The 3,068-nt window shown below is 44.9% G+C and carries 4 protein-coding genes; 2 read left to right on the top strand and 2 right to left on the bottom strand.

From position 1 onward, the window contains the following. Positions 1 to 110: 110 nt before the first annotated feature. Together AB4653_RS26730 and pomA are read right to left on the bottom strand one after the other, a co-directional pair. Positions 111 to 1,058, bottom strand: coding sequence for a flagellar motor protein MotB (locus AB4653_RS26730; RefSeq protein ID WP_009847463.1), 948 nt, complete (start codon positions 1,056 to 1,058; stop codon positions 111 to 113). Between the two features lie 11 nt (positions 1,059 to 1,069). Then, on the bottom strand, positions 1,070 to 1,834 hold the full coding sequence (gene pomA / locus AB4653_RS26725; protein WP_009847464.1) for a flagellar motor protein PomA: 765 nt from the start codon (positions 1,832 to 1,834) through the stop codon (positions 1,070 to 1,072). Positions 1,835 to 2,132: 298 nt separating this feature from the next. Between pomA and xseB the strand changes: the two genes are divergently transcribed. Both xseB and ispA read left to right on the top strand, forming a co-directional pair. After that, positions 2,133 to 2,375, top strand: coding sequence for an exodeoxyribonuclease VII small subunit (gene xseB, locus AB4653_RS26720; RefSeq protein ID WP_004734405.1), 243 nt, complete (start codon positions 2,133 to 2,135; stop codon positions 2,373 to 2,375). Positions 2,376 to 2,395: 20 nt separating this feature from the next. Next, positions 2,396 to 3,068, top strand: a 673-nt coding sequence (gene ispA / locus AB4653_RS26715; protein ID WP_372105741.1) for a (2E,6E)-farnesyl diphosphate synthase, incomplete at its 3' end; no start/stop codon positions are given.

Below are 3,068 nucleotides of genomic sequence, written 5' to 3'. Positions count from 1 at the left end.
CTTCTCTTCTCTTCTCTTACTAGCTTGGTACAAACCCTTTTGTGTATCAGACAAAGAAAAAGCCCAATCTACGACAGATTGAGCTTTGGGATGCATATTCTTGGTAAATACTATTCAGTGATTACTGGGACTTCTTCACTGTAAAGCGGTTCGCCCTGCATAATACTGATTTCAACACGACGGTTTAAGCTACGTTGCCATTCAGTATCGTTCGGCTCTACTGGCTCAGTATCAGCCATACCACGCACTCTTAAGCGTTGATGAGAGAAACCACGGACCTTTTCCATCTCTTGAGCCACAGACACCGCACGCTGCGATGATAAGTCCCAATTAGAACGGTAAAGCTCAGAATCAAGACGTTGATTATCAGTATGCCCAGAGATTCGGACAATGCCCGGAACATCTTTCACTAACTCGGCAACCTGTCTCACCAAAGGTCGGAACTTAGGCTGTAGGAAAGCGGATCCTGATGGGAATGCACCCTTCTCGCGAATTCGAATCACAATTTGCTGGCCAAGGTTTTCCACCTCAATCGCGCCTTGGTCGATCTCTCGCTCCAACGCCTTCTTGATGCTCTCCATCAAGGTTTCCATCTCTTGAGACTGTTCTTGAGCTTGCTGTTGCTGCTGATCTGATTCTGAGTTTTGGTTGTTGTGCGCAGAAACCTCTGCTGATTTACCCCCCGTCATCTTGCCCTGATCACGCATCGTACCGCCAGCACGCTCAGATTCCCCTTCATGAAACTCTAGAGTTTGCTGCGTAATATCAATGGTTTGCTGCATGATTACATCAATAGGCGTCGGTTCTGGGCGACCAGGACGAAACTCCTGCGCAATAATGCTGGTACCTTTAGGAATGTCTTTTACTTCCAAGCGGTTTTGTACACCAAACGCGAATTTCATTGAGCCTGCGATCTGTTTAAATTTCAGTACGTCCATCTCAGAGAATGAGAGGAGCAGTACAAAGAAACACATCAACAATGACATCAAGTCAGCAAATGTTCCCATCCATTGTGGCAAACCCGGAGGGGGACATTTACATGGATTTTCTTCATCCATTTTTATTCCCCTTAAGCCATTTCACCATCAATCGTACGTTTACCTTCGTTAAGGTAACTCTTCAGGTAACCGTCAATAACTCGTGGGTTTTGACCATCTTGAATCGCGAGTACGCCATCCATCACCAAACGACGATTCAGTGTCTCTTGGTCACGACGTAGAGCAAGTTTGTCCGCGATAGGGAAGAACACCATGTTCGAAAGAATTGCACCATATAGAGTGGTTAAAAGTGCAACCGCCATCGCCGGCCCGATCGCTTTTGGATCATCCATGTTCGAAAGCATGGCAACCAAACCAACCAAGGTACCAATCATACCCATTGCGGGTGCAACATCACCAAAAGCTGTAAATACTTTAGCGCCCTGTTCGTGACGTTCTGTGGTTAACGCGATGTCTTTTTGCAGTGCTGCACGCACTACATCACCATCATGGCCATCAACCAATAGGTCGATACCCTTTTGCATGAAACTGTTGCTGATTTCCATCTCTTCAAGTGCTAAGAAACCGCCTTTACGCGCGGCATCCGCCATCTCTACGACTTTAGCAATAAGATCTTCTGGCTCATCGGCTTTAAACATAAATGCTTTACCGGCAATTTTTGCCGCACCAAAGAACTGTCCCATGGTGAATTTCATTAGAACAACAAACGTTGAACCACCAATCACGATCAAAACGGATGTCGTGTCATAGAACATCCCGAGGCTTCCACCTAGGATCATTGCCATAATTACGAAGGCAAATCCACCAATCAAACCTATTAGGGTTGCTAAATCCACTGAGCACTCCTCATGCTTTTTTACAGTTCTACGTCGACGATAATATTCTTATCGGCAAGACTATAAGATCTTTTAGTTAATTCTTCGTCTAAGTATCACACTTTTCGTTTTTGAATCACAACTATTGGCTTACTTTGGACTTATCCAAAGCGTATAAACTCGATAAAGCCACGGTTATTCAATCAAAGTAAATTCAAGCGCCTTAAAAACGAACTTTCTAGCAAAAATTCTTGGTTACATTTGACCATCTCAGCGGCCTAGGGTAACGTTCGTTCATCTTTCCAAACGCAGATTTATTATGGCTACTAAGAAACCTGAAAATATGAGCTTTGAAGCGGCTATCGAAGAGCTTGATGGCTTGGTTGATCAACTAGAAAATGGTGATCTAGCTTTAGATGATGCGCTGAAAAAGTTCGAACGAGGCATCTCCCTCGCTCGTGCTGGTCAAAGTAAACTAAACGACGCTGAACAGCGTGTTAGCATCCTGCTGCAAAATGATGAAAATGCAGAACTGAGTGACTTTAACCCACAACCTGAATAACAAATTGTATGAGATCCCCTATGATCGAGACGTTATTGTCTTATCAAGCACGTAATAACGAGCAACTTAACCTTTGGCTTGATCGCCTGCCACACCAAAATCAGAATCTCATTAACGCGATGCGTTATGGGTTACTTTTAGGCGGCAAACGCGCACGTCCGTTTCTTGTCTACATTACAGGGGAAATGCTCGGTTGCACTGCGGAAGAACTCGACACTCCAGCTTCAGCAATCGAATGTATTCATGCCTATTCTCTGATTCACGACGACCTTCCAGCAATGGACGACGACGAATTGCGTCGTGGCCATCAGACTTGTCACATTAAATACGATGAAGCAACGGCAATTTTAACTGGCGATGCACTACAAACTCTCGCGTTTACTATACTTGCGGAAGGCACATTAAGTGCTGACGGGGAAAGCAATCGCGTTCGAATGATTCAACGCCTAGCAGAAGCATCTGGTGCACAAGGTATGTGTATTGGACAAGCACTTGATATTGAAGCTGAAAACCGCTCTGTCACGCTAGAGGAGTTAGAAGAAGTTCACCGTAACAAGACTGGTGCTCTAATGAAGAGTGCGATTCGTTTAGGTGCTCTAGCTGCTGGCGAAAAAGCGTTCGAAGTGATGCCTCAATTAGATAAGTACGCCGATGCAATCGGGTTAGCCTTCCAAGTTCAGGATGATATTTTAG

It is taken from the genome of Vibrio sp. 10N.222.48.A3, assembly GCF_041475345.1.
In the GTDB taxonomy this organism is placed as follows: Bacteria; Pseudomonadota; Gammaproteobacteria; order Enterobacterales; family Vibrionaceae; genus Vibrio; species Vibrio tasmaniensis_A.
This window is presented reverse-complemented; position numbering and strand designations above follow the sequence as displayed.

Coding starts and splice junctions, on each gene's coding strand:
- xseB (WP_004734405.1), top strand. CDS start 2,133: ATGGCTACTAAGAAACCTGAAAATATGAGCTTTGAAGCGGCTATCGAA.
- AB4653_RS26730 (WP_009847463.1), bottom strand. CDS start 1,058: ATGGATGAAGAAAATCCATGTAAATGTCCCCCTCCGGGTTTGCCACAA.